General features: G+C 59.5%; 24 protein-coding genes. 10 read left to right on the top strand and 14 right to left on the bottom strand.

The annotated features are described in order from the left end of the window. Positions 1-16 precede the first annotated feature (16 nt). Positions 17-877 carry a DUF6473 family protein gene (locus tag BOA8489_RS16230; protein WP_093975360.1) on the bottom strand — a complete coding sequence of 287 codons (861 nt, stop codon included), beginning with the start codon at positions 875-877 and terminating at the stop codon, positions 17-19. 155 nt (positions 878-1032) lie between these two features. Here BOA8489_RS16230 and BOA8489_RS16225 point away from each other — a divergent pair, with 155 nt between their 5' ends. Beyond that, positions 1033-1908, top strand: a complete 876-nt coding sequence (locus BOA8489_RS16225) for a 3-hydroxybutyryl-CoA dehydrogenase (protein ID WP_093975359.1) — start codon at positions 1033-1035, stop codon at positions 1906-1908. Between the two features lie 5 nt (positions 1909-1913). Here the strand turns inward: BOA8489_RS16225 and BOA8489_RS16220 are convergent, their stop codons facing one another. The 6 genes from BOA8489_RS16220 to BOA8489_RS16195 are packed head-to-tail and all read right to left on the bottom strand — an operon-like array spanning position 1914 to position 6381. Further along, positions 1914-2192, bottom strand: a complete 279-nt coding sequence (locus BOA8489_RS16220; protein WP_093975358.1) for an HPr family phosphocarrier protein — start codon at positions 2190-2192, stop codon at positions 1914-1916. A gap of 9 nt (positions 2193-2201) precedes the next feature. After that, a complete protein-coding gene (locus BOA8489_RS16215; protein WP_093975357.1) occupies positions 2202-2585 on the bottom strand; it encodes a PTS sugar transporter subunit IIA in 384 nt (127 codons plus the stop codon). Then, the gene (rapZ, locus tag BOA8489_RS16210; protein WP_245813913.1) at positions 2582-3505 is read right to left on the bottom strand and encodes an RNase adapter RapZ; all 924 of its coding nucleotides are present in this window, start codon (positions 3503-3505) and stop codon (positions 2582-2584) included. The genes BOA8489_RS16215 and rapZ overlap by 4 nt, the downstream gene beginning before the upstream one ends. After that, positions 3502-3939, bottom strand: a complete 438-nt coding sequence (locus BOA8489_RS16205; protein ID WP_093975356.1) for an HPr kinase/phosphorylase — start codon at positions 3937-3939, stop codon at positions 3502-3504. Before BOA8489_RS16205 ends, rapZ begins: the two co-directional genes overlap by 4 nt. 9 nt (positions 3940-3948) lie before the next feature. Next, positions 3949-5652: a sensor histidine kinase gene (locus BOA8489_RS16200; protein WP_245813911.1), complete on the bottom strand. Its 1704-nt coding sequence runs from the start codon at positions 5650-5652 to the stop codon at positions 3949-3951. Between the two features lie 24 nt (positions 5653-5676). Further along, complete coding sequence (locus BOA8489_RS16195) at positions 5677-6381, bottom strand: response regulator transcription factor (protein ID WP_093975354.1); 705 nt, start codon at positions 6379-6381, stop codon at positions 5677-5679. A gap of 395 nt (positions 6382-6776) precedes the next feature. On the opposite strand from BOA8489_RS16195, the gene BOA8489_RS16190 reads away from it, so the two are divergent. Next, positions 6777-8381: a phosphoenolpyruvate carboxykinase gene (locus tag BOA8489_RS16190; protein ID WP_093975375.1), complete on the top strand. Its 1605-nt coding sequence runs from the start codon at positions 6777-6779 to the stop codon at positions 8379-8381. 96 nt (positions 8382-8477) lie between these two features. On the opposite strand, the gene BOA8489_RS16185 is transcribed toward BOA8489_RS16190, so the two are convergent. Beyond that, entirely contained in the window at positions 8478-9251 is a 774-nt protein-coding gene (locus BOA8489_RS16185; RefSeq protein WP_093975353.1) for a sulfite exporter TauE/SafE family protein, read from the bottom strand. Then, on the bottom strand, positions 9248-9961 hold the full coding sequence (locus tag BOA8489_RS16180) for a DUF2161 domain-containing phosphodiesterase (RefSeq protein ID WP_176440340.1): 714 nt from the start codon (positions 9959-9961) through the stop codon (positions 9248-9250). Before BOA8489_RS16180 ends, BOA8489_RS16185 begins: the two co-directional genes overlap by 4 nt. A gap of 150 nt (positions 9962-10111) precedes the next feature. Here BOA8489_RS16180 and BOA8489_RS16175 point away from each other — a divergent pair, with 150 nt between their 5' ends. Continuing rightward, positions 10112-11032: a manganese-dependent inorganic pyrophosphatase gene (locus BOA8489_RS16175; RefSeq protein WP_093975352.1), complete on the top strand. Its 921-nt coding sequence runs from the start codon at positions 10112-10114 to the stop codon at positions 11030-11032. Positions 11033-11038: 6 nt separating this feature from the next. Then, positions 11039-11914 carry a TIGR01459 family HAD-type hydrolase gene (locus tag BOA8489_RS16170; protein WP_093975351.1) on the top strand — a complete coding sequence of 292 codons (876 nt, stop codon included), beginning with the start codon at positions 11039-11041 and terminating at the stop codon, positions 11912-11914. A gap of 312 nt (positions 11915-12226) precedes the next feature. Here the strand turns inward: BOA8489_RS16170 and recQ are convergent, their stop codons facing one another. Together recQ and BOA8489_RS16160 are read right to left on the bottom strand one after the other, a co-directional pair. Then, complete coding sequence (gene recQ / locus BOA8489_RS16165; RefSeq protein WP_093975350.1) at positions 12227-14275, bottom strand: DNA helicase RecQ; 2049 nt, start codon at positions 14273-14275, stop codon at positions 12227-12229. An 88-nt stretch (positions 14276-14363) separates the two neighbouring features. Further along, complete coding sequence (locus BOA8489_RS16160; RefSeq protein WP_093975349.1) at positions 14364-14651, bottom strand: YggT family protein; 288 nt, start codon at positions 14649-14651, stop codon at positions 14364-14366. Between the two features lie 119 nt (positions 14652-14770). Between BOA8489_RS16160 and BOA8489_RS16155 the strand changes: the two genes are divergently transcribed. The 6 genes from BOA8489_RS16155 to arfB all read left to right on the top strand — a co-directional run bounded on the left by BOA8489_RS16155 (position 14771) and on the right by arfB (position 19810). Continuing rightward, complete coding sequence (locus BOA8489_RS16155; RefSeq protein ID WP_093975348.1) at positions 14771-15319, top strand: acyl-CoA thioesterase; 549 nt, start codon at positions 14771-14773, stop codon at positions 15317-15319. A gap of 58 nt (positions 15320-15377) precedes the next feature. Beyond that, positions 15378-16772, top strand: a complete 1395-nt coding sequence (locus BOA8489_RS16150) for an MFS transporter (protein WP_093975347.1) — start codon at positions 15378-15380, stop codon at positions 16770-16772. Further along, positions 16745-17605, top strand: coding sequence for a penicillin-insensitive murein endopeptidase (gene mepA / locus BOA8489_RS16145; RefSeq protein ID WP_093975346.1), 861 nt, complete (start codon positions 16745-16747; stop codon positions 17603-17605). Before BOA8489_RS16150 ends, mepA begins: the two co-directional genes overlap by 28 nt. After that, on the top strand, positions 17581-18453 hold the full coding sequence (locus BOA8489_RS16140) for an esterase-like activity of phytase family protein (protein WP_093975345.1): 873 nt from the start codon (positions 17581-17583) through the stop codon (positions 18451-18453). Before mepA ends, BOA8489_RS16140 begins: the two co-directional genes overlap by 25 nt. Before the next feature lie 74 nt (positions 18454-18527). Further along, positions 18528-19148, top strand: a complete 621-nt coding sequence (locus BOA8489_RS16135; RefSeq protein WP_093975344.1) for a queuosine precursor transporter — start codon at positions 18528-18530, stop codon at positions 19146-19148. A gap of 248 nt (positions 19149-19396) precedes the next feature. Beyond that, on the top strand, positions 19397-19810 hold the full coding sequence (arfB, locus tag BOA8489_RS16130; RefSeq protein ID WP_093975343.1) for an alternative ribosome rescue aminoacyl-tRNA hydrolase ArfB: 414 nt from the start codon (positions 19397-19399) through the stop codon (positions 19808-19810). A gap of 267 nt (positions 19811-20077) precedes the next feature. Here the strand turns inward: arfB and BOA8489_RS16125 are convergent, their stop codons facing one another. Genes BOA8489_RS16125 through thiB form a run of 3 tightly spaced genes read right to left on the bottom strand, consistent with a single transcriptional unit; the run spans position 20078 to position 23278 of the window. Continuing rightward, on the bottom strand, positions 20078-20761 hold the full coding sequence (locus tag BOA8489_RS16125; RefSeq protein ID WP_093975342.1) for a thiamine ABC transporter ATP-binding protein: 684 nt from the start codon (positions 20759-20761) through the stop codon (positions 20078-20080). Then, positions 20754-22316 carry a thiamine/thiamine pyrophosphate ABC transporter permease ThiP gene (locus BOA8489_RS16120; RefSeq protein WP_093975341.1) on the bottom strand — a complete coding sequence of 521 codons (1563 nt, stop codon included), beginning with the start codon at positions 22314-22316 and terminating at the stop codon, positions 20754-20756. The genes BOA8489_RS16125 and BOA8489_RS16120 overlap by 8 nt, the downstream gene beginning before the upstream one ends. Continuing rightward, a complete protein-coding gene (thiB, locus tag BOA8489_RS16115) occupies positions 22292-23278 on the bottom strand; it encodes a thiamine ABC transporter substrate binding subunit (RefSeq protein ID WP_093975340.1) in 987 nt (328 codons plus the stop codon). Before thiB ends, BOA8489_RS16120 begins: the two co-directional genes overlap by 25 nt. Between the last annotated feature and the right edge of the window lie 19 nt (positions 23279-23297).

Below are 23297 nucleotides of genomic sequence, written 5' to 3'. Positions count from 1 at the left end.
TCCAGTCTCAGCAATGTCATGAAACGCGCCGGCTTATGTCGGCGCGTCTTGCGTTTCCGGGTTGCCGGATGACCGATGCCAGCGCGGTCGCGACCTGACTGTGATACAACGGACCCGGCATCGCTTCGGCGGCTTGCGTTTCATGCTCAAGACAGACCTTGCCCTGCAACCCTTCCGACCGCGCGATATCGTCGGCCACGACCTCGACAATCCCGGCCGTGCGATGAGACACTTTCTCCAACATCTCACGATCGACGTAATGCGGATCCAGCGGATTGCCCAATTGCGACGGGTCTTCGGGACGACGATCCGCCATCCACAAAAGTACCGTTTCGCCCGGAATCGCGCGCAGAATCATCTCCATTCGGCTGACCCATGCGGTTTTCAACTCGGCGATCACCGGCGTCAGGGCCGATTGCCCGCTGTCGGTCAGTGCCTTCAGCAGATGTCCGGTAAAATGAAACTCGGTGAAATCGATCGTCGGAAAGGCCCCCTGAAGCGACGCCGAAGCCGACACGAACCGATCGTTTCGCCGCGGATGCACGGAATAAAAGCGATTGGACATGTTCTGAGCGCCCAACACCTGCAAGACGGTGAGGCGCGCTTTCTTGGCGACCCGCAGAATATCGGGATCGTCGGCAATCAGCGTCAGACCCGCTTGCATGCCCCCGAGATTGACTACCGGTTCACCAATCTGCGCCTCAAGCGCGTCGACAAACGGCACCTCGACGTATCTTCCATAGGTCTGACTGCCGCCAATCGCGGCCACATATTCCCCATCCAGCGGACGTTTCGGCCCCCGAAACTTGACCCGCGACGCGCCGTAGCGGCACAGGTCGTAGTCAAGCGCGGAGTCTGGTTTTTCAAAGCGTGTCACAAGGCGGGTCCCCGACTATCCCTCGAATCGATCATCGCGCAAGGACGTTGATATTTGCCTAATTCGGATATTTCTGCACCGCAGCGATGCCATGCCCACTTGCACCCAGAACGGCCCTAAGCCTATGGTCCAAGCTAGATTTGGAAGGGTTTGACATGGACATCAAAACGGTTGGCATCGTCGGCGCGGGACAAATGGGCAACGGCATCGCCCATGTGTTTGCGCTTGCCGGGTATGATGTGCTGATGAACGACGTCAGCCGCGAAGCTCTGGATGCGGCGATTACTCTGATCGAAGGCAACCTCGACCGACAGGTCAGCCGCGGGAAAATCAGCCAGTCTGACCGCGACGCGGCCATGGGCCGTATCAAAACCACTCTGACGCTCACCGACCTCGGGCAGACCGATCTGGTGATCGAAGCCGCCACCGAGCGTGAATCCGTCAAGGTCGCGATCTTCGAAGACCTCGTCCCGCACCTGAAACCCGAAACGATCCTGACGTCCAATACCTCGTCAATCTCGATCACCCGCCTGGCCAGCCGCACGGACCGCCCGGAGAAATTCATGGGCTTCCACTTCATGAACCCGGTGCCGGTGATGCAACTGGTCGAGTTGATCCGGGGCATCGCAACTGACGAGGCCACCTTCAAATCCTGCCTCGCCGTGGTCGAAAAGATCGGCAAGACCGCCTCAACTTCCGAAGATTTCCCGGCCTTCATCGTGAACCGCATTCTGATGCCGATGATCAACGAAGCTGTCTACACGCTTTACGAAGGCGTCGGGTCCGTGGCGTCCATCGACAGCGCAATGAAGCTAGGCACGAACCACCCGATGGGCCCGCTGGAGCTGGCGGATTTCATCGGTCTGGACACCTGCCTTGCGATCATGAACGTGCTGCACGACGGATTGGCCGACACAAAATACCGGCCCTGCCCGCTGCTGACGAAATACGTGGAAGCCGGTTGGCTTGGGCGCAAGACCGACCGCGGATTTTACGATTATCGCGGCGAAACACCCGTTCCAACCCGCTGATCGGGCTACATTTCCTCGCCGAAGCGGTCCGCAACCAGGGCTTCGATGGCCTCTGCCAGTTCGACGGCAGATGGCCCGCGCGTGACCACGTCGATCTGCGTGCCGCGTGACGCCGCCAGCATCAACAGACCCATGATCGAATCCCCCGACGCCGACAGACCGTCCTTCGACACCTCGGCTTCCGCGTCGTAATCCTCAACCAATTCGGCCAGCTTGGCCGACGCCCGCGCGTGCAGGCCTTTTTCGTTGACGATGGTCAATGTCTTGGTCGCAGTGTCGGCCACAAAAGCCCCCTATCCGTCAAATGCGTCGATGTATTTCCGGCCCGCCTCAAGCGCGGCCCGCACGGCCTCTGCCACAGGTTTATGACGCGATTTCGCAAGCTTGATCAACATGGGCAGATTGGCCCCATAGATGATCTTCCGATCGCTTGGACTGCACGCACGCAGTGACAGGTTCGACGGCGATCCGCCAAACATATCGGTCACGACCACAACCCCCCCGCCGGTGTCGACACTGTCGGCGGCAGCGCAAATTTCGGCCTGCTTCTTGTCGCGGTCATGGTCCGGTTCGATGGAAATGGCGCGCACGCCAGACTGTTTGCCGACGACATGCTCTACCGCCGCAAGGTACTCCTGCGCCAAACCGCCGTGTGCGACGATGACAATCCCGATCACGCCTGCGTTCCCATATCCGCGCCCGGCGATGTCAGACCACGCCGCTCAAGCTCCCGGTGGCGAGTTGACACCTGCCACCCGGCCGCCGCAAGTGCCTTTGCGGTTTTTTCCGCAAGCGCGACCGATCTGTGTTGCCCGCCGGTGCATCCGAACGCCAGCGTCAGGGACGTCTTGCCTTCCTCCTTGAACGCCGGCAGCAGCGATTGTGTAAGGTCTAGAACACGCGCGAAGAAATCGTCGAACCTCGGGTCTCTGGCGACGAACTCCTGTACTTCGGCGGTGCGACCGTCCAGCGCGCGCAATCCTTCTTCCCAGTGCGGGTTCGCCAGAAACCGAACGTCCAGAACCATGTCCGCCCCACGCGGCAAACCGCGCTTGAACGAAAAACTCTCGACCGAGATCGAAAGGCGCTCGCTGGCCGAGGTTCCGAATTTTTCACCGATTTCGGCCTTCAGATCGTGCACCGTCAACTCCGACGTCTCGATCAGCCGGTCAGCGCGCGCGCGCACCGGCACCAGCAACTCCATCTCGCGGGCGATGCCGATGTCGGGGCTCTCAGACGGCGCAAGCGGGTGCCGCCTGCGCGTTTCCGAATATCTGCGGATCAGAACGTCGGGATGACAGTCGAGATACAACAGCTCGACGTCAATCGCAGGATCCGCGGCCAGTTCATCCAACAGCGCCACCATCGCGTCGGTCGAAAAGTCACGGTTGCGCACATCGATCCCCAGCGCCAGCGGTGCGCTGCGGGCCGGCCCGTCCAACAACCGCTCAACCAAACTGAGCGGCAGGTTGTCGATCGCCTCGAACCCCAAATCCTCCAACGCATTGATGGCCGTCGACCGCCCCGCGCCGGACGCGCCGGTGACCAGCACCACATGGGTCCGGCCGCTGGAAGACTGCATTTGATCATCACTCATGGGGCGCTGCGCCCTCCGTTCATCAGAGCGCAGATCATAGCGGGGAAAACCGGGCTCTCAACCTTTCGCAAAAGCGGCAACGTGACGTCCGCGATCACGGTTTCGTGCCCTTCCGGCAGTCGCGCGTTTTCGACGTCATCCAGTGTGACGACCCATGCGGCCATCGCGGGACGATGATCGACCCGGATCAGACCGACCCCGCGCGCCTCAATCAGACCCTTCAGAGGTGCCGGCGCAGTCAGACGCAAACCGCCCTGACCATCGGGCGTCGCGATCACGCGGTCATCCGCCACCAGCGTCGCGCCCATGGCCATCAACTGCAACGCCAGCGAGGACTTACCCGACCCCGATGCCCCCATGATCAACAAGCCAGACGGCCCGAACGTAACCGCCGAGGCATGAAGGTTGACCGGCTCTGGCGTGCGCACGGTCATGGCAGGGAGTTACACCGGAAGGCCGACGACGAAACGTGCGCCCAAAGGATCGGACGTCACATCAGCATCGGTCGGGCGAATGTTTTCGGCCCAGATCACACCGCCATGCGCTTCGACGATCTGTTTCGAAATCGCCAGACCCAGACCCGAGTTATTGCCGAAATGATCTACGGGCCGCTCGGTATAGAAACGGTTGAAGATCTTCGTCAGCGCCTGTTCGGGGATGCCGGGACCGGTGTCTTCGACCACGACCAGAACGCGGTTCTCGCGCTTGCGCACCCAGACCCGGATCGCATCGCCATCCTCGCAAAACGAAATAGCGTTGGAAATCAGGTTTACGAAAACCTGCGCCAGACGACTTTCCAGACCGTCGATGACAATGGGATCGGACGGCATGTCGGTGATGAATTCGACGCCCTTTTCGCGCGCGTCGTTGCCCAAAAAGTCGCCGATATTGCCGATCATCGTCAACAGATCGAACGGCTCCTCGTCCTCTTTCACCAACTCGCTGTCCAGACGCGAAGCGTTGGAAATATCGCTGACCAGCCGGTCCAGACGGATCGTGTCGTGTTCGATCACGTCCATCAGCTTGATCTTGTGATCCTCGCGCTTGGACTGGCGAAGCGATGTCACCGCCGAGCGCAGCGACGCCAGCGGGTTCTTGATCTCATGCGCCACATCGGCGGCGAATTGTTCGTTCGCATCGATGCGGTCGTAAAGGGCGGCCACCATACCGCGCAGCGCGCCGGACAAACGACCGATCTCGTCGGGGCGCGCGGTCAGATCCGGGATGCGCACCCGGTTCGGACTGAACCGGCGCGCGTTCTTCTCGCGTCCGATTTCGGCGGCTGCGGCAAGGTCCGACAGCGGGTTCGCGATGGTCGAAGCCAGCACCAGACTAAGGCCGATCGATACCAGAATGGCGATCACGAACATCTGCAGGACCTGCTCGCGTTCGGACCTTACAAGCTGGTCGATCTCGCCCGCTGCACTGGCAATCGCGACCGCGCCGACGGGCGTGCCGCCCTGCAGGATCGGCGTCGCGACGGTGAAGATGGTATTGCCGAAAACGTCGGTGCTGGACTGCACTTCGGTGCCGCCTTTCAGCGCCGCCGAAACAAGCGACGCAACCAGCGCTTCATTGGCGGTTTCAACGACGGGCCCATCGTTTTCCTTGCCGAATATCCCGGACAAACCGCCCCAGATATTGTCGAGAAAATCGGTGATCAGCGTCGAGCGGTTGTCGCCTTCAAGGCTTGGCACCGGACTTGGTCGACGCTCCTGCCCGACAGTGGACGCAATCAGCCCACCTGCGTTGTCGTATACGAAAATGTTGACCGCATTGGGTATTTCCAAAGCAGCCAAAGTCCCCGCAACATCAGGGCCATCGCCAACGGTCAGGTTGACCGGTGCGTTTTCGGGAAGTTGCGCTTCTAAAAAACCCGAGATCAGCTCGGCTTCGATGACAATGCCGCGTTCGCGCTGGATCACCAGACTGTCGCGGAACGGATTAAGAAACAGAACCCCCGCCACCAGGACGAGGATTGCCAACAGGTTGAACGTAATGATTTTGCGCGCCAGCGGCGACCGGTTCATGGCTATGACACCACGCCGGTCCCGCTTGGCCCGTGCCTCGCTTTCCGCCGCTGCGTCAGGACCGATCCAGTCCTCACCCAAAACGACGTCGGCGTGTTTGGCTGGCTTTGCGCCCACCACATTCACCCCCGACGCGAACAATTACTCTTCGTTATATCGGTAACCGATTCCGTAAAGTGTTTCGATTGCCGAAAACTCATCATCAACCATCCGCATTTTCTTGCGCAGACGCTTGATGTGGCTGTCGATCGTGCGGTCATCGACGTAAACCTGATCGTCATAGGCCACGTCCATCAGTTGATCGCGGCTCTTGACGAAACCGGGTCGCTGCGCCAGCGCCTGCAACAGCAGGAACTCGGTCACCGTCAAAGACACGTCGCGGCTCTTCCACGTCACCGAGTGACGCAGCGGGTCCATGCGAAGTTCGCCACGCGTCATGACCTGCGCCTGATCGACTTCGCCACCTTCGACGTCACCGGCAATCACTTCCTGACGGCGCAGCAAAGCGCGAATGCGTTCCACAAGAAGACGCTGCGAGAACGGTTTCTTGACATAATCGTCCGCCCCCATGCGCAGACCGAGCACTTCGTCGATCTCATCGTCCTTGGAGGTCAGGAAAATAACCGGCATCGCGGTTTTCTGACGAACCCGCTGCAGCAGATCCATGCCATCCATCCGCGGCATCTTGATATCGAACACCGCCATATCGGGCAGTTTCTTGTTGAAGGCGTCTAGGGCGGCCTGCCCATCATTGTAGGTTTCAACCTCAAAGCCTTCGGCCTCAAGCGTCATTGATACAGACGTCAAAATATTCCTGTCGTCATCGACCAGTGCGATTCTGGACATGTGTGAATTCCTTTTACTGCTCTCAAGCGCCTTATGAGTGGCGCATTCTGTCGTGTCTTTTTCTGGGCATACTCGTGTCTGCTTTGCGGTAATTCAACAATAATGTGCGAATCATGGGTATTCGCCACGCTAGAGAGACGTTGTTTTTGTTTAGATTCGGCTAATTCGCCACAGGTTGGGCTGGATTTCGCGAAAATCGTGACCCCCAAAAGATCATGTTGGCGCTAAACCGGCCCCGGCGGCGATTTGGTGGCGCTAACTGTGCGCTTGCGTCCTGTTCAAGCGCGAAAGCCCCTGACTATAAGGACTTGATACCACCGAAACGTGCTTCGGGCGGCCGCCCGAACCACAGGCTGACATCGCGAAAAAGGGAGCGACGGGGCATGACAGACGCCGTGACACGGGGCCGAGTGAACACCAAACACACGCTTGAAACACAAGGCATCACGGGTCTTGGCGGGGTCTATTACAACCTCATGGAACCCGATGTCATCGCCGAAGCCATCCGCCGGGGCGAAGGTGAATTGGGTCAGGGAGGAACGTTCCTTGTCTCAACCGGCAAATTCACAGGGCGTTCGCCCAACGACAAACACGTCGTGCGCTCGGCCAGCGTTGAGGACACGATCTGGTGGGACAACAACCGGCCGATGTCACCAGAAGGGTTCGACTGCCTCTACGACGATATGGTCGCCCACATGGCCGGACGCGACTATTTTGTGCAGGATCTCTTCGGCGGCGCCGACCCGGCGTACCGCCTCGATGTGCGGGTCGTGACCGAACTGGCCTGGCATTCGCTTTTCATCCGCCACATGCTGCGCCGTCCGGACCGCGAAGAACTTGACAGCTTCGTGCCGGAATTCACGGTGATCAACTCGCCGTCCTTCCGCGCCGACCCCAAACGGCACGATTGCCGGTCCGATACGGTCATCGCGATGAACTTCGACCGCAAGCTGATCCTGATCGGCGGCACGGAATACGCAGGCGAGAACAAGAAGTCGGTGTTTACCCTGCTGAACTACCTCTTGCCCGAAAAGGGCATCATGCCGATGCACTGCTCAGCCAACCACGCGCCCGGCAACCCGGTCGACACAGCGGTGTTCTTCGGCCTTTCCGGCACCGGCAAGACCACCCTGTCCGCCGACCCCGAGCGCGTTCTGATCGGCGACGACGAACACGGCTGGTCAGACCGCGGGTCATTCAACTTCGAGGGTGGCTGCTATGCCAAGACGATCAACCTCAGCCGTGAGGCCGAACCCGAGATCTACGCGACGACGCGGAAATTCGGCACGGTCATCGAGAACATGGTCTATGACCCCGAAACCAAAGAACTGGATTTCGACGACGACAGCCTGACGGCGAACATGCGCTGCGCCTATCCGCTGGAGTATATCTCGAACGCTTCGAAAACCGCGATCGGCGGGCATCCCAAGAACATCATCATGCTGACCTGCGACGCCTTTGGCGTGCTGCCGCCGATTGCGCGGCTGACACCGGCGCAGGCGATGTATCACTTCCTGTCGGGCTTTACCGCAAAGGTCGCGGGAACCGAGCGCGGTGTGACCGAACCCCAACCGACGTTTTCGACCTGCTTCGGCGCACCCTTTATGCCACGCCGTCCTGAAGTCTATGGCGCCCTGTTGCGCGACAAGATCGCGAAACACGGCGCAACCTGCTGGCTGGTGAACACCGGCTGGACCGGCGGGGCTTATGGCACGGGGTCGCGCATGCCGATCAAAGCCACGCGGGCGCTTTTGACCTCGGCTTTGGACGGGTCGCTGGCAAGCGCGGAATACCGCAAGGACAAGTTCTTCGGGTTCGAAGTGCCAACCCATGTAAAGGCGTCCACCGTACCGGATATTCTGCTGGATCCGCGCCGGACCTGGGACGATCCGGAGGCTTATGACGCCCAGGCGGCGAAACTGGTGGCGATGTTTGCCGAGAACTTCGGCCAGTATGAAGACCACATCGACGACGATATCCGCGCGGTTGCGATCGGGTGAGTCCGGATTTCACCGCGCTTCGCGCGTCGATCCACAGGAGGGGTTCCACCCCTCCTGACCTCCCCGGGATATTTCTGAACAGAAGAAGGGGGCGGGTCAGCCCATGATCCCCCGGCGGATCAAGTTGAGGCCTGCGACGATCAGCACCAGAAGCGTCATTTTGCGGAACTTGTCCTGATCCATGCGATCCTGAACGAGAAAACCGATGTAGAGGCCGACCAGCGCCGGAATCAGCAAGAGCGACGAAAGCGTCACCGAGGGCGCAGTGAGAACGCCGGATTTGATGTGAGCAAGAGCGAGCATGATCGCGCCGGCACTATAGACAACGCCCTGCACGCGCATCTGTTCGGCCTTCGGCGTGTTGAGCGCCGTAAGATAGAGAACAAAGGGCGGCCCCCAGACACCTGATATTCCGCCAAGGAACCCCGCCAGAGCCCCCGAGCCGATTTCGACCGGGCGGCGGTTCCTGGCGTCGATCCGGGGGCGCCAGCCGATCAACTGGATCAGCGCGAAGGTCGACACCGGGATGCCGAGGATAAGGAACAGCACCGACGCCGGCAGAACCGTCACCAGCTGCGCGCTGGCCGCGATGAACCCGAGCAGAACAGCCAGGAACCGCCAGTGGACGCGCGCCGAGGCCATTGCCGCCACAATGCCGTTTCTGAGCGCTTGCCAGAGGTTCGCGACCACCGCCGGGACGATCAGCCCCGCCAGCGCCACATCCGGCGGCAGGAAAGACGCCAACCCCGAGATCATGATCATCGGCAGCGCGAAGCCCACCGTGCCTTTCACGAACCCCGCAAACAGCGCCAGAGCAACGCAGGCCAGCATCAATACCGGCCCAAGGCTTGCGACAAGTTCGAAGTTCATTGCGTCGTCCCGTCCGTGCTGGCCGCCTGACCTACCGCTTCGGCGCCGGCCTCCGTCAGCCCATAGACCCCGCGCTCAATCGGTTCGAACCAGCCATAGTGGTTGTCGCGCATCATGCGTGTCGCCTCTTTTACCCCGGTGTCCTTCGCGATTTCCGCCCCTTTCGAGGCCCCGCGCTCGAAAAGATAGACCGCGCATACCTGCGCGTCCTGCCGATAGGCCGTCACCAAACCCGCAGACCGTGCCGCGCCGCCAATATTCGGATCCCCCGTGCGCCGCGCGAACTCGCGCAGAAGCCGCGCTTTTTTCACCTTGATCTTGCGTGGCTGAAACGGCCCCGGATCACAATGCACTTCCACAAGGTCATCCTTCAACCTCACCGTCATCAGGCCCAGACCCAACCGCCGACAGAGCTTTTTCATGTTTTTCAATGCCGTCTGAAACGCCTTCCCGGTCTTTCGCGGAACGGCGATATAAACCAGATCCGTCACCGCCTGACGATCCACCGCCTGATAGACCAGCGACAGGGAAAACCCGACCTTCAGCTCAACGATCAGCGGAGGATCACCGTCACGACAGGCCAAGACGTCGACCGCGCCGATCTCGGCCTTCACGTCCCAGCCTTGCCCCTCAAGAAACACCTTGATCGGCCCATATAGCTCCGTCTCGCGCAACCGCCTGTCCTTTGAACCGCTCTTTTGCGACGACATTGCCCCAGAACCCCGCACCGCTTCAAGCGGCGCGGGGCCGCTTTGTTCCCGACCGTCCATGCGTCAAAACCACCTCGCACTCCCCCGTGACATCCCCCGCGCCACTGTTATAAGGCGGCCAACCACACGAACACTGACGGAACAGCACCCATGACCATCCAAGTCTTCGGCCACAAATCCCCCGACACCGACTCGACCGGCTCGCCCATCATCTGGGCCTGGTATCTCTCCGAATGCCGCGGCACACCCGCGAAAGCGCGCCTTCTTGGCGAACCCAACACCGAAGCGCTGTTCGTGCTGCGCCGCTGGAACCTCGACCGCCCCGAATTGCTGGAAGACGTCACATCGAGCGATGAATGCGTGATCGTCGACACCAACAACATCGCCGAACTGCCCCCATCGATCAACGACGCCCGCGTGACCGAGGTGATCGACCACCACATGCTGCAAGGCGGTTTGAAAACACGCGGCCCGATCAACATCACCGTCCGCCCCGTCGCCTGCACCGCCACGATCATGTATGACCTGATGGGCCCGGATGCCGACAAGATGCCGACCCACATCAAGGGCGCGATGCTGTCCTGCATCCTGTCCGATACGCTGGAATTCCGCTCGCCCACCACGACGGATGTTGACCGCAAACTGGCGGAAAAACTGGCCGCTGACCTGAACATCGACATCCGCGACTATGCCGCCGAAATGTTCGCCGCCAAATCCGACGTCTCGTCCTATTCCGATAGCGAACTTCTGCGGATGGATAGCAAAGCCTACGAGGTCGACGGCATGAAATTCCGCGTCTCGGTTCTGGAAACCACCTCGCCCGGCACAGTTCTGTCGCGCAAGGACGGCATCATGGAAGACCTGACCGCCGTTGCCGAAGACGACGGCGTAGATCACGTTCTGTTTTTCCTCATCGACATCCTGTCGGAAGAAGCCATCATGTTCATCCAGAACGACACCGTGCGCCGCGTCGCCGAGAAAAGCTTCGGCGTGTCTGCTCCGGGCAAAATGGTCACCCTTCCCGGCGTGGTCAGCCGCAAAAAGCAGATCATCCCTGCGCTGAAAGTCTGAGTCAAAATGAGCATCCCCATCGTCGCCGACCTTGCCGAAATCTCGGACAACTACGACGCGGTCTTCTGTGACCTCTGGGGGTGCCTGCACAACGGGATCGAACCCTTCCCCGAAGCCGTCGCCGCACTTCAGGCCTTTCGCCGACGCGGCGGCAAGGTCGTCTTGCTGACCAACGCTCCGCGTCCGCGCGCCTCGGTCGAACGGCAGCTTCAGAAGATCGGCGTCGCACGCGATTGCTGGGACGTGATCGCCACCAGCGGTGACAGTGCGCGTTCGGCCATGTTCCAGGGTGTCGTCGGCGACAAGGTCTGGTTCATGGGCCAGGACTATGACCTGACCTTTTTCGAGCCGATCCACCTCGTCGATGATCCCGTCAAGATCACCCGCGTCCCTCTCGAAGAGGCCACCGGCATCGCCTGCCTCGGCCCTTTCGACGCGCAGGCCGACCCATCCGTGAACCGTCCCGAGTTTCTCTATGCCAAGCAAAAGGGCCTGAAACTGCTCTGCGCCAATCCCGATATCGTCGTCGACCGGGGCGATACCCGCGAATGGTGCGCTGGCGCGCTGGCGAAACTCTACACCGAAATGGGCGGAGAGAGCCTCTACTTCGGCAAACCGCACCCGCCCGTCTATGACCTCGCCCGCCGCCGCCTTGCCGCGCTTGGCACCGACATTCCCGACAGCCGCATTCTTGCGATCGGCGACGGTATCGGCACCGATATCAAAGGCGCGATGGGCGAAGATATCGACAGCCTTTTCATCACCGGCGGCCTTGCACTGGTCGAAACCCTGACCGTGGATCAGCCGAACCAGAAGGCGCTGGATGATTTCATCGAAAGCCAGCAGATCACCCCGACCTACGCCGTGGGTTTCCTACGCTGAAATCGCGGACCTCGCGTGCTGCGGCCCCTGAACGCCCGAGCAGGCGGCAATCCGTTAACAACTCCAAACCCTTGCGCGGCGACGTTCACCCAATGCGCAGCAAGCCACTGAAAATGTTAATATTTTCTTCATTTATTCGACCGCACGCTCTGTTAGGGTGCGCAAAACAGGCAACCACCGAACGGTCGCACCGACGCGATACCGACGTCATACCGACGCTGTACCGACGTGCCATTTCAGTCATTTTCTCAGGAAATCGCGCGAATTAACCAATTCTGAAAAAAGGTGTGATCTCGCGCAGCGAACGTTGCGTCAATTCTCGCGCAGAACGTCCTGAAACGCGCCGCCAAACCGCTCGGCCAGACGCGCGCCGAGAAGGCGTTCAACATCCCCCGCCCGGTCCGCGCCCAGCGCCGCAACCTTTGCCAGCAAAGACGCCGAACACGACATGGGCTTGCCCGTGCCGTCCGCACCGCGCGCCAAATCCGCCTGCACTGCCAACAGCCGGTCATAGGTCTCGCCCGCCGCGCGCCCCGCCAACTTGCGCCGTACGGGATGCGCGACAACCTCCGCCTCACCCGTAATTATTTCAAGAAATTTAGCGCCATAGCGTTCCAGCTTTTTCGCGCCAACCCCGGTGATCCCGGCCATATCGTCCATCGATTTGGGCCGCGTTTCGGCCATTTCGATCAGCGTCCGATCATTGAAAATCACATAGGCCGGCACCCGCGCATTTTCCGCCAAAGCCCGCCGCTTCGCCTTCAGCGCCGATAACAAAGGCGCATCTTCATCGCTCACCAAGGTCTTGGCCGCAGGCCGCCTCTCGGGTTTCATCGTGTCTTTTCTCAGGGTTATCGACGCCTCAGCGCGCAAGATAGGCCGCGCCGCATCGGTCATGCGCAAGCCTCCGTGCCGCTCGGGATCGGGCCGCACAAGGTCCTGCCCCATCATCTGCCGGAACACAGCCCCCCACATCCGACGATCAAGGTCCTTGCCGACCCCAAACGTCGGCAAGTCATCGTGCCCGCGCTGACGTACTTTATCCGTTTGATTTCCAACAAGAATATCTGTCAGATGCCCGGCCCCGAACATCTCGCCGGTGCGCAGGATCGCCGAAAGCGCTTTCCTCACTGCCTCGGTTCCGTCGAAGGTCTCCGGCGGCGTATCGCACAGATCGCAGCGCCCGCAAGGCTCGGGTTTTTCCCCGAAATAGCTAAGCAAATTCAACCGCCTGCACTGATGCGCCTCGGCCAAACCAAGTAGAGCGTTCAGCCGCCCATGATCCGCCATCCGCCGCTCGGGAGGCGCCAAACCCTCATCAATCTGCATCCGCCGAAACCGAATGTCATCAGTCCCGAACAGCGTCAGCGTTTCCGCTGGCGCCCCATCCCGTCCGGCGCGGCCAATCTCTTGATAATACGCCTCAATTGACTTCGGCAGGTCCGCATGCGCGACCCATCGGATGTCCGGTTTGTCGATCCCCATTCCGAAGGCAATCGTCGCCACAACGACCAGATCGTCATCCGTCTGAAACCGCCGCTCAACCTCGCGGCGCGCATCGGGTTCCATCCCGCCGTGATACGCCAAAGCCGAATGCCCGGCATCGCACATCGCCTTTGCCAGCGTCTCGGTCTTGGCCCGCGTCCCGCAGTAGACAATCCCCGACTGCCCTTTGCGCGCTGCCGCGAAACTCAGGATCTGCTCACGCGGCTTGTCCTTCGCCGCAAAGGCCAGATGAATGTTCGGGCGATCAAATCCCCCGAGGAAAACGGTGGGTTCGTCGCCCCCAAACAACCGTGCCGCAATCTCGTCGCGCGTCTCGGCATCCGCCGTCGCGGTAAAGGCCGCAAGCGGCACATCCAGCGCACGACGCAAAGCCCCGATGCGCAAATAGTCGGGTCGAAAGTCATGCCCCCACTGGCTCACACAATGCGCCTCATCAACCGCAAGCAATGTCACCCCCGCATGCGCCAGCATCCGGTCCGTGCCCCCGGCAGCAAGCCGCTCCGGCGCCATATAAAGAAGCTTCAGATCGCCCTTATACAGCGCATCAAACACCTCAGCGTTTTCATCCTCGGTATTGGCAGACGTCAAAGCCCCCGCCGATACGCCGGCCTCTTTCAAAGCGCGCACCTGATCGCGCATCAATGCAATCAACGGCGAGATGACCACCGTCAGTCCGGGCCGCATCAACGCAGGAAGCTGAAAACAAAGAGATTTCCCGCCACCGGTCGGCAGAATGGCCAGCACGTCGGTGCCAGCGGCCACAGCCGTCACAATATCGGCCTGCATCGGGCGAAACCCGTCAAAGCCGAAAACTTCGCTTAGAATCGAATGGGCGGTGGGACTGGACCCGTCCATTGCTGTGCCTTGTTCTTGAACTGCTCTCGTTGCCTACACTGTCGCATGTGAACAGGCCGTCAACAAGGTCCGATCAAGGCTTCAAAGGTCAGATAAACGCGCCCGCGTTATTGATCAGAATGATCCGCAAAGCATAGACCCCGATCAGCGCAACCAGAGGCGCCAGATCAAGCCCGCCCGTCTGCGGCAGGAAGCTGCGGATACGCCCATAGACAGGTTCCAGCAGGCGGTTCAGACCGTCCCAGACCTGACGCACGAACGGTTGATGCAGGTTCAGCACGCTGAAGCTGATGAGCCACGACATGATGATATGCGCGATCATGATGAACCACGCGACATCGAGGATCAGCAGCAGAATTTGAAGAAGCGATTGCATGTGTCAGTTTTCCGTCTTTTGGGCTCACTTCACCTAAGGGCCACGCCACCATCTGACAAGCCCCCGCATTCCGTCACGTCGTTCTTGACGCTCCGCTTTCAATCGGCGAAGGCACCGAAATGTATCCATATTTTCGCGCCCTTTATTTCATGGCGAAAGCCCGCAAGATGCCAAAGATCGGCCTTTACGACTGGCATGTCGCGACCCACCGCGCATGGCCTTGGGACACGGATCTGTTCGGAGAACTGAACCACGGTCGTATTCTGACATTGTTCGAATTGGATCGCTGGGCTGCGACCACTCGGATGGGGATAGTGAGCCATGTCATTAAGCAGCGGCTGATGTTTCCAGTGGCGGGCGTTTCGGTGCGGTACCGCAAACGCATTCCGACCTGGCAGACTTATCGCGTTCAGACGCGTTTTGTTGGTTTCGATGATCGCTTCACTTATGCAGAACAATCGATGTGGCAGGGCAGCACCTGCATGAACCACCTTCTTTTGCGCGCCGCGATCAAGGACAAGAACGGCACAATCAAGCCAAGCGATTTTCTGGAAAGAAATGGCTATGCTGCAGAGCAACCGCCGATGCCGGACTGGGCTCAAAATTGGATCGACGCCGAGGCCACAAGGCCCTGGCCACCTGAAGGCGGCCCCAAGATCGACAACTAAGAGGTTGCTTTACTCGCACACGCTCTATCTAAGTTGCTGATAATATGCGAGGAAGATTATGAGCGCACCAAGCCTGAAGAAACGTATCTGGGGCTGGTTCTTTTTCGACTGGGCCAGCCAGCCCTATCACACAGTATTGCTAACTTTCATATTCGGGCCGTTCTTCGCGTCTGTGGCCATGGAGCACTATATGGCCGCGGGCATGGATGAAACCGCAGCGGATGCACGCGCGCAGTCGGTCTGGTCGTTGTGTCTCACGCTGACTGGTCTGGTTGTTGGTTTTGGCGGTCCGATCATGGGCGCTTTGGCCGACACCGCAGGCCGACGAATGCCCTGGATTATTGCGTTCTCGATGATGTTCGTTGTCGGAGCCACGGGTCTTTGGTGGACCCAGCCAGACGGTTCGAACCTGATGTGGGCACTCTTGTTTTTCGCAGTCGGCTTCATTGGAGCTGAATACGCGCTGATCTTCACCAACGCTCAGTTGCCGGCACTGGGAACGCCGCAGGAGATCGGCAAGATCTCGGGGTCCGGTTTTGCCTTTGGGTATCTCGGCGGACTGATCTCGCTTGCGATTGTTCTGGTGTTCTTTGTCGAGCAAGCCAACGGACGCACTGTTGCCGGGCTTGCCCCGGTGTTCGGTCTGGACCCGGAAATGCGGGAAGGCACGCGGTTTGCTGGACCTTTCGCAGCACTTTGGTTTCTGGTGTTCATGGTTCCATACTTCCTCTGGGTTCGGGAAGTGCGCAGCGAGCGCCGCGGGTATTCCATGAAAGCCGCGTTGAGCAGCCTAGGCGGAGCCATCAAGGGGCTGGTCAAGCGGCCTTCGCTGGCGTCCTATCTGGCTTCTTCAATGTTATATCGTGATGCCTTGAACGGACTTTACGGGTTTGGTGGCACCTATGCCTTGCTGGTCTTGAACTGGGAAGTCACGCAAGTCGGCGTTTTCGGGATTATCAGTGTTCTGGCTGCCGCCGGGTTCTCGTGGGTCGGTGGCGGGCTGGACAAGCACTTTGGTCCGAAACCAGTCATTATCGCAACCATCATCGGATTGATGCTTGTGTGCTTCACGATCGTGAACATGAGCCGCGATAGTTTCTTTGGCGTCGCGCTGGACGCTTCGTCGAGCCTTCCCGACATGGTCTTCTTTGGCTGTGGCATCCTGATCGGCGGCTTTGGAGGCGTGCTTCAGGCGGCGAGCCGCTCAATGATGGTGCGGCACGCAGACCCTGAAGCACCGACCGAAAGCTTTGGTCTTTATGGGCTTTCCGGGCGCGCCACGTCGTTTCTTGCCCCGGCACTGATCGGAACTGTGACCGCATTGACCGAAAGCGCGCGCCTCGGCGTTGCCCCTTTGATCTTTTTGTTCCTTCTTGGACTGGTTTTGCTACCATGGGTAAAAGCAGGCGGAGACAGAGCAGATACATGGGACACCGGTTCGCAGCCGTCCTGACGGCCATCGTACTATCCATTTCACCCCTTGCAGCCCAGCCGTTGGCGAAAGAGTTATTCGGCGGTAAATCAAACGCGTCCCGCCACACGTCAGCGCCATTTGGAAGCTATGCTAAAGGCTGTCTTGCCGGGGGCGTTCAACTTAACGAGACCGGACCGACCTGGCAGGCCATGCGCCTCAGTCGAAATCGCAATTGGGGCCATCCGAACACCATTGAATTCATCAACCGGCTATCTCGTTTCGCGGCCACGCAACCGGGCTGGAACGGGCTTTATATCGGCGACATTTCGCAGCCGCGCGGCGGTCCGATGTTGACCGGACACCGCAGCCACCAACTTGGTCTGGACATAGACGTCTGGATGCTGCCCGCCCGCGATCTGACCCTCAGCCGTGGAACACGCGAAAACCTGTCGTCAATTTCGACGCGCCGGGCGAACGGCGCTTTTGTGAACGAAAACTGGACGCCACAGCACCATGAAATCCTTAAAGCCGCCGCCAGTGATCCTGCTGTCGCCCGCATTTTCATTTTCCCCGGAGCCAAGGTGCAAATGTGCAAGGACGCACGCGGCGACCGCGCGTGGTTGCGCAAGATCCGCCCCTGGTGGGGGCATCACTACCATTTCCATGTCCGCTTGGAGTGTCCAAGGAATGCAGGCGCTTGCATCAATCAGGCCCCGCCTCCGGCGGGGGATGGTTGCGATCAGGCGCAGGAGTGGGTCGACAATATCCTGAACCCGCCACCCCCGGACCCAAATGCCAAACCAGCGCCGCCGCGACGTGAACTGGTGATGGCCGATCTGCCTCAGCAATGCGCACAAGTCTTGTCGCGCTGATCCTTGCGGCAACTCCGCTTGCCGCAGAGCCCGAACTTGAACAGACCTCCCATTTCGTTTGGGAGCGCCCCGAGGACTACTTCGGAGGATGGTCCGCAATTGAGGTCATGGATGGCGGCGCTTCGTTCATTGCGATCGGCGACAATGCCCAGATTTATGAGGGCAAGTTCCTGCGCGCCGGCAACCGGATTGTCGGTGTGGAGCCTGGGCCGGTTGGCGCGCTGGTAGACACCGACGGAACGCCGTTTTTTCAAAAGAACATCGAACATATTGGCGACAGCGAAGGTCTTGCCGTGCTTTCAAGTGGGCGCTTTGCAGTGTCGTTTGAGCGGTTTCCAAGGATTTTGATATATGGCGAGACAGGGCTTCCCACCCGCGTAGAACTCCCTCGGGAAGCCACCGGCTTGCCTGAAAACGGCGGTGTCGAAGCTTTGGCGGTGGATAATGAAGGCCGATTTCTGGCAATTCCGGAAACCGCACCGAAAGGCACAACTGGCTTTCCGCTGTGGCGGCAGATGCGAGCAGGTTGGGAGACACTTGGTCACCTGAAGCGATCAAAGGGTTTCAGACCCGTCGGCGCAGATGTTGGACCCGACGGCAAACTTTACGTCCTTGAACGCGCGTTTCACTTGGTCGGATTTCAGAGCCGTATCCGAACATTCCAGCCGAATGAGTTCCATCCTGATGGCGAGATCCTCTGGACATCGCACCTGCGCCAGTTCGACAATCTGGAAGGCCTGTCTGTCTGGCGAGATAGCGAAAGTCGGTTGCGGCTGACAATGATATCGGACGACAACAATTTGAGCGTTCAGGAAACCCAGATCATCGAGTTCCGCTTGACGCAGTGAACGCTGCCAGCTAAGTGCGCCCATCCCAATAACGGGTCCAAGTCTCCGACTACCTTGTCAAAACGGAAAAAATCATGACACGAATCCTTCCTGGCATCATTGCCATGGCCGCCATCGTTGTGGCTTCGAATATTTTGGTGCAATTCCTGTTCGGCCAATGGCTGACCTGGGGCGCGTTCACTTACCCACTGGCGTTTCTTGTGACCGATGTGATGAACCGCGTTTACGGCGCGCGCGATGCGCGCAAAGTCGTTTTTTCGGGCTTTCTTGTGGGCGTGGGATGCTCGATGGTCGGCACGCAGATCGCAGGCGAGTTCGGACCGCTTGTGACCTGGCGCATTGCCCTTGGGTCAGGTCTGGCGTTCCTCACGGCACAGCTCTTGGACGTCGCGATCTTCGACCGACTGCGCGGCGGAGCTTGGTGGCGAGCGCCTCTGGTGTCGACCCTGATTGGATCGGCAGTCGACACGGCTCTGTTCTTCACCATCGCCTTTTCGGCAACGCTGGCCTTTATTGAGCCTGCAAACGATGTGAGCTGGGCCGGCGAGGTGCTTCCAATTCTGGGTTTCGGCCCCGCAAGTCCGCTTTGGGTGTCGCTTGCCGTGGCCGATTGGGGTGTGAAAATCGCCCTCGCATTAATCGCACTGGTGCCATTTCGCATAATTGTGAGACGTCTCAAGCCAAACCTAGCGTAAAAAACGTTGACAGACACAATATCTGTGCCAACCTCTGAGTTATCGGAAACAAACGAAAGGAGGTGGTCCAGTGTCTAGAGCGATATTGGAGAAACGTGTCGGAACAGTTGAAGGGATCGTCGCCTGAAGGCAAACCTGAAGGCAGAACACCTTTGATTGGGCCGTCGGTATAACCGACCCCTAACTGGCCCATCTCCAAGACACTCGGAAGGGTCGCCTATTGGCGGCCCTTCTCTTATATCACAAAGATGCAAATCACGCCCGACATAAGAATCGCCGACTGGGAACTGACCGAAAGTTTCGTGCGTGCCTCTGGTCCGGGCGGGCAGAACGTGAACAAGGTTTCATCTGCAGTGGAACTCAGGTTCGAGGCCGAGCGCTCTCCACACTTGCCAATGGCCGTCAAACAGAGGCTTCGAAGATTGGCGGGGCGACGGTGGACGAAAGATGGCGCCATCATCATTCAGGTGAGCGACGAGCGGAGTCAGGCGCGTAACCGTGAAATAGCCCGCTCAAGGCTGGCCGATCTGATCAGACGCGCAACGGAAAAGCCCAAGAAACGCATTCGAACGCGTGTGCCTCTTGGGCAAAAGCGAAAGCGCGTCGAAGCCAAGAAACAGCGCGGCCAGATCAAGGCACTCAGAAAACCGGTGGACGATTAAGGGCATTGCCCCTGGCAGCTGACGCGGCTCACCCCAGGATTTCGTGACCCAAAGAAGCTGTTAACCTTGACGCTCCACCAAGACACATCTGGTTGGGTAAATTGGTTTGAAAGGTTTCCCGGCGGAATTTGTGATGCAAGGCAGCAGGGACGCCAGCCTTGTGACCTGAAGAAGGGACGGCTTGTGTCGGCTGATGCAGGTCGCTTCTTTTCGATCTTTGGGTCGAGAAATCCCTGGGGCGTTAAGGGCAGAGCTGCCACAGATACCCTACCTGAGGTAGGCATCAAGAATCGGTGGTGGATCTGCGAAGACGGCGACCGTATCTCGCGGTGGCGAAACATATCCGTCTGAAACCACTGCTGTCTGCATCGATTCGCGCGCATCATCAGGATCGTGCGTGACCATCAGGATTGTCGCTTTTGGCAGCAGTTCTTTCACCAGGGCAAGCATGTCCCGTCTCTGTGACGGGCCCAGCGCCGAGAACGGTTCATCCATCAGGATGACCGGGCGCTTTGTGAGCAGCAAACGCGCGAGCGCGACGCGGCTTTGTTGACCTCCGGAAAGCGCGCCGGGTTTACGGGTCTCCAGACCGGAAAGACCGACCTTTCTTAAGGCATCTCGCGCCCGCTCTTTCGTGTCCTGACTTGGACGCGCGACAGGTACTTCGCCCAGAGCCACGTTGGAGAGGCTGTCTAGGTGTGGAAAGAGATTGTTGTCCTGAAACAGCATGGCAACCGGCCTTGCACCGGGAGTCAAATCCGTAATGTCCGAGCCATCCCAAAAAATCCGCCCTTCATCAGGCAGTTGGAATCCGGCGATCAGCGACAACAGCGTCGACTTGCCTCCGCCTGACGGTCCGATCACCGCTGTCACACCGGGCCCGTCGATTGCCAGATTTGCGGAAAGCCGGAAGTCCCCAAGCACGAGTTTGACGTCTTTCAATTCAAGCACCGCGGCGCCCTCCCCAGTCGCAAGCCCAGAACAGCGCGAAGCTCAAGGAGAGTAAGAGGAGTGACGCACCTGCGGCGTCATCCATCCGGTAAGCTCCCATCAATCGGTAGAGTTGCAGCGGCAAGGTGGCTGTCGCCGGGTCTGCGAACAGCGCTATCACGCCGAGGTCTCCCATTGACAGAGCGGCGGCCAGTCCGGCTGAGAACCCAAGTGGTCTTCGGATGCGCGGCAGGATCAGCAATCGAAGTCTTGCAAGACTTTTAAGATCGAGGCTGTCCGCGAGTGGGCCGAAGGAAGCTTCGGCGTCTCGTACGGCTGGTATCAGGGCGCGCAGCACAAACGGCAGCGTCACAACCGCGTTGACGAGCGCGGTGACCGGAAGCGCAAGTCGCGCGGGTTCGACGAAGGGGAACACGATTATGAACAAGCCTGTTCCCACGACAAGGGGCGACGCGGCAATCGCGAGAAGACCGGCGCTTTCAATCCAGACAGCTCCACTGCGAAGACGTGCTGCAGCGATCGACGTGAACAGGCCGGCGCTTACAACGAGCGTCGTCGAAAGCGCAGCCACCAGCAATGAACGCCCGGCAGAGGTCCAGACTACGTCGGGAAGCCCTGCAAGGTTCGTTGCGCCTCGCACGAAAACGGCCGCCATGGGCGCAATCAGAAAAAGCGCCGCCGCCGCAATAAACATGCCATCTAAAATGCGACGGGGCGCGTCATCGACATCCCAGCGTTTGGCGGGGCGATCAAACCCTTTTCCAAAATCCGGAGCGCGTGCAAGTTTCAACGCAATGAGGGCCAGTGAGCCTGTGATGGCAAGTTGCACCACCGAGAGCATGGCCGCACGCGTGAGATCGAAATCGAACCGTAGCGCCTGAAAGATGGCAAGCTCGACGGTAGTTGCACGAGGGCCGCCGCCAAGCGTCAGAGCGACGGCAAAGCTTGTCGTGCAAATAGCGAATATGATCAGTGCTGCAGGTGGTGCCGCGCGCACAAGCATTGGAACTTCCAAGTGTCGAAACATCGCACCCGCCCTCATGTCGAGCGACGCCGCGAGGCGAAAACGCTCGGCGGGAATTGTTTGCCAGCCCTGCAATAAGAGGCGTGTTGCAAGGGGCAGGTTCAAGAAGACATGAGCAAGGACGACGCCGTGCAATCCGAAGATGCTGATGGGCTGGGCTCCAATGGCGACCAAACCGTTGTTCAAAAGTCCACTGCGTCCAAAGATCGCCAGAAGCCCGAACACCGCAACAATCACAGGCAGCAAGAATGGGGCACCCAGAAGCGTGATGAGAGCTTCGCGGCCCAGAAATTGTCGCCGTGCAAGCGCGCGTGCGACAGGAATTGCGAGACCGACGCTTATCATCGCGGAAAGAAGCGCCTGCCAAAGTGTAAAGCGGATCGCCGCCCAGTCGGCTGCCGACAACCCACGGCCCCCTTCGGCCGAAAGAACGACGGCAGTTGCCGTGAGCGCGATAAGAGCCGGGATCGCAACAGTTGCCGCGATCCCGGTCCAACCGGCAAGCCCTAGCGGCTGAGCGCGGTCAGCCATTCGTCCAAGGCCTCATCGCGCGCTTCGGCAGCGGCTACAGGCGACAACAAGAGCGCCTGATCGGGCTGGATCAGCGTTTCAAACCCCTCGGGCAATCCGCCCTCGGGCATCACGGCCGGATACATCCAGTTTGTCGTTGGAATGACGGACTGAAATGCGTCGGTCAGCATGAAGTCGAGAAACGCAGTTGCAAGCTCGGGCTGATCGCTTGATGCAAGCTTGCCTGCCACTTCAACCTGGAGGTAGTGGCCTTCGGCAAAAGCGGCTGCGGTCTTGCCAGTGTCTTCTTCCGCGATCAGGTGATAGGCGGGCGACGTGGTATAACTGAGCACCATGTCGGCTTCGCCTTCGAGGAACAAACCGTAGGCCTCGGACCAACCCGGTGTGACGGTGACGACATTATCCGCCAGCGCTTCCCAGATGCCGGGCGCTTCGTCGCCGTAAGCGGCTTTGACCCACATCAGCAGGCCAAGTCCGGGCGTGGATGAGCGCGGATCCTGTATGACGATGGTCGTATCGCTTGCACCCAACCCGCGGAAATCCGTCGGGATATTTTCCATGCCAGCATTGTGAACGAACGCGAAATAACCCCAGTCATAGGGCAGGAAAGTCGCGTCTGACCAGTCGACTGGAAGGTCGAGGGCTGGGGTTTCGAGACCATGGGGAGCAAACAGCCCGGTGTCGTTGGCTGCGGCGAGCAGGTTGGTGTCCAGACCAAGCACAATGTCAGCATCGCTTCGCGCACCTTCAAGACGGACCCGCCCAAGAAGGGCCGCGCCATCGCCTGCGGCGATAAATTGAAGGTCGCATTCACAGGTTGCTTCAAAAGCAGTTTCAATTGCGGGACCGGGCCCCCAATCGGCGACGAAACTGTCGTAAGTGTATACGGTCAGGACGGGCAAGTCTTGGGCCGAAGCCGGAGTGACTGCCAAAAGCCCTGCCGCAAGGATTGGATAACGCATCTCAAGTTCCTCTCAACTG

It is taken from the genome of Boseongicola aestuarii (assembly GCF_900184815.1).
GTDB classification, from domain to species: domain Bacteria; phylum Pseudomonadota; class Alphaproteobacteria; order Rhodobacterales; family Rhodobacteraceae; genus Boseongicola; species Boseongicola aestuarii.
The sequence above is the reverse complement of the archived record's forward strand: the minus strand, read 5'-3'. Positions and strand labels throughout refer to the sequence as shown.

Excerpts from the sequence above, each read along its gene's own strand:
- mepA (WP_093975346.1), top strand. The coding sequence starts at position 16,745 with ATGGGACACCGGTTCGCAGCCGTCCTGACGGCCATCGTACTATCCATT.
- BOA8489_RS16185 (WP_093975353.1), bottom strand. The coding sequence starts at position 9,251 with ATGAACTTCGAACTTGTCGCAAGCCTTGGGCCGGTATTGATGCTGGCC.
- thiB (WP_093975340.1), bottom strand. The coding sequence starts at position 23,278 with ATGCGTTATCCAATCCTTGCGGCAGGGCTTTTGGCAGTCACTCCGGCT.
- BOA8489_RS16170 (WP_093975351.1), top strand. The coding sequence starts at position 11,039 with ATGAGCATCCCCATCGTCGCCGACCTTGCCGAAATCTCGGACAACTAC.
- recQ (WP_093975350.1), bottom strand. The coding sequence starts at position 14,275 with ATGGACGGGTCCAGTCCCACCGCCCATTCGATTCTAAGCGAAGTTTTC.
- BOA8489_RS16225 (WP_093975359.1), top strand. The coding sequence starts at position 1,033 with ATGGACATCAAAACGGTTGGCATCGTCGGCGCGGGACAAATGGGCAAC.
- BOA8489_RS16205 (WP_093975356.1), bottom strand. The coding sequence starts at position 3,939 with ATGACCGTGCGCACGCCAGAGCCGGTCAACCTTCATGCCTCGGCGGTT.
- BOA8489_RS16155 (WP_093975348.1), top strand. The coding sequence starts at position 14,771 with ATGTATCCATATTTTCGCGCCCTTTATTTCATGGCGAAAGCCCGCAAG.
- BOA8489_RS16160 (WP_093975349.1), bottom strand. The coding sequence starts at position 14,651 with ATGCAATCGCTTCTTCAAATTCTGCTGCTGATCCTCGATGTCGCGTGG.
- BOA8489_RS16195 (WP_093975354.1), bottom strand. The coding sequence starts at position 6,381 with ATGTCCAGAATCGCACTGGTCGATGACGACAGGAATATTTTGACGTCT.
- arfB (WP_093975343.1), top strand. The coding sequence starts at position 19,397 with ATGCAAATCACGCCCGACATAAGAATCGCCGACTGGGAACTGACCGAA.
- BOA8489_RS16175 (WP_093975352.1), top strand. The coding sequence starts at position 10,112 with ATGACCATCCAAGTCTTCGGCCACAAATCCCCCGACACCGACTCGACC.
- BOA8489_RS16120 (WP_093975341.1), bottom strand. The coding sequence starts at position 22,316 with ATGGCTGACCGCGCTCAGCCGCTAGGGCTTGCCGGTTGGACCGGGATC.
- BOA8489_RS16140 (WP_093975345.1), top strand. The coding sequence starts at position 17,581 with ATGCGCACAAGTCTTGTCGCGCTGATCCTTGCGGCAACTCCGCTTGCC.
- BOA8489_RS16150 (WP_093975347.1), top strand. The coding sequence starts at position 15,378 with ATGAGCGCACCAAGCCTGAAGAAACGTATCTGGGGCTGGTTCTTTTTC.
- BOA8489_RS16135 (WP_093975344.1), top strand. The coding sequence starts at position 18,528 with ATGACACGAATCCTTCCTGGCATCATTGCCATGGCCGCCATCGTTGTG.
- rapZ (WP_245813913.1), bottom strand. The coding sequence starts at position 3,505 with ATGAGTGATGATCAAATGCAGTCTTCCAGCGGCCGGACCCATGTGGTG.
- BOA8489_RS16180 (WP_176440340.1), bottom strand. The coding sequence starts at position 9,961 with ATGTCGTCGCAAAAGAGCGGTTCAAAGGACAGGCGGTTGCGCGAGACG.